General features: G+C 46.9%; 3 protein-coding genes. 1 reads left to right on the top strand and 2 read right to left on the bottom strand.

Annotated elements, in window-relative coordinates; genetic code table 11:
• Positions 1-122: 122 nt before the first annotated feature.
• Both AC3A8L_RS20765 and AC3A8L_RS20760 read right to left on the bottom strand, forming a co-directional pair.
• Positions 123-1511 (bottom strand): ATP-binding protein, encoded by a 1389-nt coding sequence (locus AC3A8L_RS20765; RefSeq protein WP_487964186.1) that lies wholly within the window; start codon positions 1509-1511, stop codon positions 123-125.
• Positions 1508-2224 (bottom strand): response regulator transcription factor, encoded by a 717-nt coding sequence (locus AC3A8L_RS20760; protein WP_487964185.1) that lies wholly within the window; start codon positions 2222-2224, stop codon positions 1508-1510. Before AC3A8L_RS20760 ends, AC3A8L_RS20765 begins: the two co-directional genes overlap by 4 nt.
• A gap of 371 nt (positions 2225-2595) precedes the next feature.
• Here AC3A8L_RS20760 and AC3A8L_RS20755 point away from each other — a divergent pair, with 371 nt between their 5' ends.
• On the top strand, positions 2596-3063 hold the full coding sequence (locus AC3A8L_RS20755; RefSeq protein ID WP_487964184.1) for a Spy/CpxP family protein refolding chaperone: 468 nt from the start codon (positions 2596-2598) through the stop codon (positions 3061-3063).
• Positions 3064-3156 lie beyond the last annotated feature (93 nt).

The following is a 3156-nucleotide window of genomic DNA, read 5'->3' as shown; positions in this document are numbered from 1 at the left end:
ATTGCAAATATTTTTAACGAAGGCAAGCGTGCACCCAGGAGTTCAAAAACGGGAAATTATTTAATGCACGCCCCTTAGGGGCGTGCACGTCTATTCACGCCATCTCAATATAAATTTCAATATTAGCCTCGCAGAATCACTCGAACTAGCAGTCCACCCTCAAGGTGGTTTTCTAAATGTAGTTCGCCGCCATGCTGCTTTATCGCCTTATCAGCAATGCTTAAGCCCAAACCAAAACCTTCACCATGCATAACACCACCGCCACGATAAAACGGTTGCTTCAATAACGCCAATTCTTGCGGCGGCATGCCAGCCCCATAATCACGACACGCGATGATCCAACCCCGATCAGTTGATGGCTCGATGGAAACATCAATGGGCTTATTGACCGGTGAATATTTACACGCGTTGCGCATAATATTTTCTAGCGCGCGCGATAGCGCGCTGCTATTAGCCTGCATCAATACAGTATCCGCAGGAAGAGGTAGCAGAGAAAAGTCACATTTAATGCGACGCTGCGGAAACTCAAAGCGCACGTTACTCACAACAGCCTCGACGCAATCCAACAAAGCAATCGGTTCTAACTTAAGACTTGCGCCATCCATGCGCGCAAGTTCAAGCACCTCATCAATTAAAGCATTTAAACGGGCACATTCTTCGTGAATTTTAGCCACATAAAGGCTAGCCCCATTGCGCGCCTCAACTAAAGAGGCTGCCACCTGTAAGCGCGCTAAGGGTGCGCGCAATTCGTGAGATACATCATGCAATAAACTTCTTTGCACAGAAAAGGCCTTATCAACCAGCCCAACCATGCTAGCCATATCGCGCGCCAAATCACCAATTTCATCACCACGTGTAAGCAAAGCAGCATCCATAGCTATAGCACCCACTGCAGAATTTGTATCTCGAACCCCTTTCGCATACTGCTGACCAAAGCGCCCAAGATATTCCAGCGGCCTAACAATACGCCAGCTAATCAAGGCACTAATGACGGCGGATGTAATGAGGAGTAGAACAAGCTGTAACGATAATAAACTGGTTATCGCCTGAACAATAAAACGTGGCGGCCGATGGGGTAAATAAAACACCTTATAGTGATGAAGATAATCCCCATCCAGTATCATGCGGCTGAGCTCTAACGCTTTATTGTTGGCCTTATTATCTCGGGGCCCTTTATTGCGAACCTTCTGCCAACGACTTTTATAAATATAGCTTCCATTGTGATCTTGAATATCGACCTGTAAATCGGGGGGTATGCGATGGCGACGCTTTAATTGCACTAAAAGTCTCGACTTACCATTCGGCAGCAGCCCCTTCGTTTCGTACTCATCAATAATGACCTCAGCCAACAATCGAACCTGCGCCTGATGATTTTGTACAGACTTGCTACGCGCACTACCATGCGCCATCACAAAGGCCACAACCGCTATCATCACTAGGTGTGTCAGCCAAATAACCCTAAATAATTTCCAAAAAATACGATTAAAGCGAAAAAGCTCAAACACCTTCATAACAACGCTTCACCCTCGGCTAGCACCATTTGATAACCCGCACCGCGCACAGAGCGAATGATTTCACTCGCTAGGCCACCGTCTATTAATTTATGCCGAATTCGACTGACATGGACATCAATGCTGCGATCGTATTGCGTGAACTCACGGTGTAGCGCTTCACGCGTGAGATTCTTTTTACTCAACGTTTGGCCCGCCGATTTCATTAATGCCAGCAATACATTAAATTCAGCCCCCGTTAAATTAACCAAAGAACCATTAAAGGTCGCCTCTAGCGTCTGGGCATTAAGGCTTATTTTATTAAGTGTTAGCACTGATGTTTTTTCTGAGGTTAACGCCAGCCCTTGTGAATGAGATCGACGAGTTACCGCACGCAATCGAGCGGCAAGCTCACGCGGGTTGCACGGCTTACCAAGATAATCATCAGCTCCCATCTCCAAACCAACAATACGATCGATATCATCCCCGCGCCCCGTCAACATAATAATTGGGATGGCATTATCGGCACGTACCCGCTGCAACACTTCCAGCCCGCTCATCCCTGGCATCATAATATCCAGCACAACAACATCGTGTTCGCACTTGCCAAGCTCCACCAAAGCATCGCCCCCAGTATTCACACTGGCCACACTAAAACCTTCGGTTTGCAAATATTCCGTCAGCAGCTCACACAATGCCACATCATCGTCCACTAACAGTACGCGTTTATTCATCGGGCCCACCTCTGTTTTCACTCACCACACAATACCTTAAGCCAACACCAGTACCGCCACATTTACACATCTTTACACTCCCTTAACCCTAGTTTGCAAAAGCCCTAGGCATACTAAGGGGCGTACACGAAATAAGTTGCTGGAATTTGGTTTTGTGGGTGCACGCTTGGCGAGGCGAAAATATGGCGTAATAGCCGGCTATTGCAAATATTTTTAACGAAGGCAAGCGTGCACCAAGGAATTCAAAAACGGGAAGTTATTTCATGCACGCCCCTAACCCCCTACTGAGTTCGGCATGCAGCTCAGCGCTAAGCAACCAATACGCATGCCATCAACAAACCGTGCTCAAAACGATAATTTCAAAGGATACAATGATGAAAAAAATATTGATTTCACTCGTGTTCACCTCAGCTTTAGGTCTAGGCTCGTATACCTATGCACAGCCTAGCAATGACACCGATATCAACAGTAACATACCGGCCACAGGCGCCCCCGCGCAAGAACATAGTAAGCATAAGCACAAGGCAAAACACTTCAGGCGCATGACCAAAGCACTCGACCTATCTTACGATCAAATTGAAGCGATTAAAGCCTTACACAAAGACGCCAAAGCCAACCGCCCAGAACGCGAGCGGGGGGTACATATTCAGCAATTAAACCCTAATGCCGCCGACTACTATGAAACCGTAGCCGCTATTGCCGCCAGACACGCCACCAGGGCTGAAAAAAACATCATGAAACGCGCCGAACTCCATGCCAGCGTGTTTGCCATTCTTACTCCCGAGCAACAAGAAAAAGCATTAGTACTTTCCGCAGAAAGGAAAGAGCGTAATAAATAACCTTCTAAAGGCATTGGTTTTAATCAAACCAATGCCTTAGGGACGAGGAAACAATATTTCATCCACTAATGCTTGATCTCGACATCCTTACCT

The sequence above is a fragment of the Marinagarivorans sp. genome, from assembly GCF_982758155.1.
This window is presented reverse-complemented; position numbering and strand designations above follow the sequence as displayed.

What these genes read in the sequence shown, in the direction of transcription:
- AC3A8L_RS20765 (WP_487964186.1), bottom strand. Translation starts at nt 1,511, where the DNA reads ATGAAGGTGTTTGAGCTTTTTCGCTTTAATCGTATTTTTTGGAAATTA.
- AC3A8L_RS20760 (WP_487964185.1), bottom strand. Translation starts at nt 2,224, where the DNA reads ATGAATAAACGCGTACTGTTAGTGGACGATGATGTGGCATTGTGTGAG.
- AC3A8L_RS20755 (WP_487964184.1), top strand. Translation starts at nt 2,596, where the DNA reads ATGATGAAAAAAATATTGATTTCACTCGTGTTCACCTCAGCTTTAGGT.